Raw genomic sequence first — 3,010 nt, forward strand, 5'->3', positions numbered from 1 at the left:
CGCGCCCAGTCCCGCGTTTCACGGCTGGCCTCCCGGCTTGGGCTGTCACAATGGCGGGGTGAGTAGTGAAGCAAGCGGTACCGCGATCCTCGTCTCCGATGTGTCCCTGGCGTATCCCGCCCACGGCGGCGGCCGGGAGTTTCAGGCCGTCGAGGGGGTCAGCTTCGATGTGCCGAGCGGCGGGGTCACCGCCATCCTCGGCGAGAGCGGATCCGGTAAGTCCACCCTGGCGCGCTACCTCGCCGCACGGGCCACCGAGGTTGCCCACCGCTCCGCGCACATCCACCTCAACGGCGGCGAGGCCACGGTGCTCGGGGAGTCCCTTCGCCGCCTGGGCCGCCGCAAGCGATCCCGCCTCACCGCGCACATCGGCTACCTCGGCCAGGACGACGGCGCGACCCTGCCCTCCGACCTGAACGTCGGCGACATTCTCTTCGAGCCCATCGCGGAGCGGGTCAAGCGATTCGACCGCGAGGCAATGGGGGAGCGCATCGCCGAGATGATGGACCTGCTCGCGCTGCCCCTCACGATGCTGCAGCGCTACCCCTTCGAGCTGAGCAAGGGCCAGCGCCAGCGCGTGGCCGTGCTGCGCTCCCTCATGCTGACCCCGCGCATGGTCGTCGCCGACGAGCCGACCCTCGGCGTGGACGCGGTGAACCGCCCCAAGATCGTCGAGCTGCTCAAGTGGTACCGCGAGAAGCAGGGCGCGACCCTGCTCCTCGTCACGCACGACATCGCGATGCTGGAGGCCCTCGTGGACGAGCTCCTCGTCATGCAGCAGAGCGCGATGGTGGGGCGGGGCACCATCGACGAGGTCTTCTCCGGCTCGGATCACCGCTACGTCCAGCAGCTCGCGGAGGCGCTCCGCACGAACGCCTACGACGAGATCGCCACGGAGTAGCGGACACCGGACGCGACGCGCGCGGCTGTCGCCGATTTTGCGCCCGGGCCCCGAAGCGGATAGAGTTTCTTCTGTTGCCAAAACACCGCGGGGGTCACACTCCGCGAGATATTCCCCGATAGCTCAATTGGCAGAGCAGCCGGCTGTTAACCGGCAGGTTGTTGGTTCGAGTCCAACTCGGGGAGCGGATGCCCTCGTTCTTCGGAACGGGGGCTTTTTCGTTGCCCGCCGCGCCGCCAGTATCCCGCCGCCAAGATCCCGCCGCGGTATGCCCTCGACAGTATCCCGCCGCCTGTGCCGCCGCCGGCACGCGTCCCCGGACACTCTGTGCGAAATGATCGGCTTCGGAGACGAAGCGAGCCGGGGGTGGTCAGGCCATTCTTCCTAGGCTGGGGTGACCGGGGCAGGGCTGCTCCGGTCTCTGAGAGGAAGGCACGCCGACGTGAAGTTCTTCACCGCGTCCCGTCCGCGCCACCGCGCCGACGGAGTCACCCACCCCACCGCCGATCGCGGGGGGCCGTCATCATGAATCAGCAGCTCTCCGGCGACGCGCAGCTCGCGCGGGCCGTCGCGAACGAGCCAGAGGCGAAGCTCCGCCGGGTCCTGGGACTGCCGTCCCTGATCTTCTTCGGCCTCGTCTATATGGTCCCGCTCACGGTCTACGACACCTACGGGATCGTCAGCTCCGGCACCGCCGGGCGCACCTCGCTCGCCTACCTGATCACCCTCGCCGCGATGACCTTCACGGCGATCTCCTACGGAAAAATGGTGCGCAAGTTCCCGGTCGCCGGGTCCGCCTACTCCTTCGCGAGCAAGTCGTTCGGCCCCAACCTGGGCTTCCTCACCGGCTGGTTGCTCCTCCTCGACTACGTGCTCCTGCCGCTCGTCAACTACCTGCTCATCGGCGTCTACCTGCACGAGGTCTTCCCGAGTATCCCGTTCTGGGTGTTCGCGGTCGCCTGCATCGTGCTCGTGACCGCGCTGAACATCATCGGCATCACGACGGTGGCCATGGTCAGCAACATCATCGTGATTGTCCAGCTCGTGTTTATCGCGGTGTTCGTGCTCCTCGCGATCACCTACGTCACCGGCAACGGGAACCCGGTCGATTTCGCGGCCCCGTTCCGCGGTATCGGCGGCGAGGGCGCGGACCTGTCCTCCCTGCTCGCGGGCTCCGCGGTGCTCTGCCTGTCTTTCCTCGGCTTCGACGCGATCTCTACGCTCGTCGAGGAGGCAAAGCGGCCCCTGCGCGACATCCCGCGCGCGATCATCGTGGTCACGGTCGGGGCGGGCCTGCTGTTCGTGCTGATTTCGTACCTCAGCCAGCTCGTGATGCCCGGCACCGACTTCCAGAACGAGGTCGCGGCGGGCAACGAGGTGATGGACCTCGCGGGCGGTGGCTTCCTGATCGTCTTCTTCCTGTCCGCCTACGTCGCGGGCACCGTGGGCTCCGCCATCGCCGCGCAGGCCTCCGTTTCTCGCGTCCTGTTCAGCATGGGTCGCGACGGGATGCTGCCCCGGAGCTTCTTCGGATACCTGTCCCCGCGCTTCAAGACCCCCGTGCGGGCCATCCTGCTCGTCTCGGTGATCTCGGTCGCCGGGATCGGCATCGACGCGGACCTGCTGTTCTCCATCGTGAGCTTCGGGGCGCTCGTGGCCTTCTCGATGGTGAACCTCTCGGTGATCCGGCAGTACTTCTTCGTTGACCGGCTCCGTGGGCCGAGCAACACTCTCCGCTACCTGGTCGCCCCCCTCGTGGGCTTCCTGCTCACGGGGTGGATCTGGACGAGCCTGCAGAGCAACGCGATCATCATTGGCCTGAGCTGGCTTGCCGTCGGACTCGTCTATCTGGCCGTGCTCACGCGCGGCTTCCGCCGCCGCGCCCCGGAAACGGAGGACTTCTCGGCGTAGGTATTGCCGCGGGGCACGCCCGGGGCTTGTCCCGCGGTGCCCCGCGGCACTAGCCTGCCCAGAGGGGGCAGCACTGCCCCCGGGCGGGGAACGAGGGGAATCGGATGACACAGGCGAAGACGCGTGCGACGGGATTGTGGCGCGTGCGCTGGATCGCCGCGGTGACGGCGCTCGGGATGGCGCTCGCGGGAGCCCTTG

General features: G+C 67.9%; 2 protein-coding genes and 1 tRNA gene. All 3 read left to right on the forward strand.

From position 1 onward, the window contains the following. The first annotated feature begins 58 nt into the window (after positions 1–58). Positions 59–901 carry an ABC transporter ATP-binding protein gene (locus OOT08_RS15220; RefSeq protein ID WP_325093689.1) on the forward strand — a complete coding sequence of 281 codons (843 nt, stop codon included), beginning with the start codon at positions 59–61 and terminating at the stop codon, positions 899–901. A gap of 112 nt (positions 902–1,013) precedes the next feature. Further along, positions 1,014–1,086, forward strand: a tRNA-Asn gene (locus tag OOT08_RS15225). A gap of 340 nt (positions 1,087–1,426) precedes the next feature. Next, positions 1,427–2,812, forward strand: coding sequence for an APC family permease (locus OOT08_RS15230; protein ID WP_325093691.1), 1,386 nt, complete (start codon positions 1,427–1,429; stop codon positions 2,810–2,812). The last annotated feature ends 198 nt before the right edge of the window (positions 2,813–3,010 follow it).

Source organism: Leucobacter sp. M11 (assembly GCF_035726885.1).
Classification (GTDB): Bacteria; Actinomycetota; Actinomycetes; order Actinomycetales; family Microbacteriaceae; genus JAPFRB01.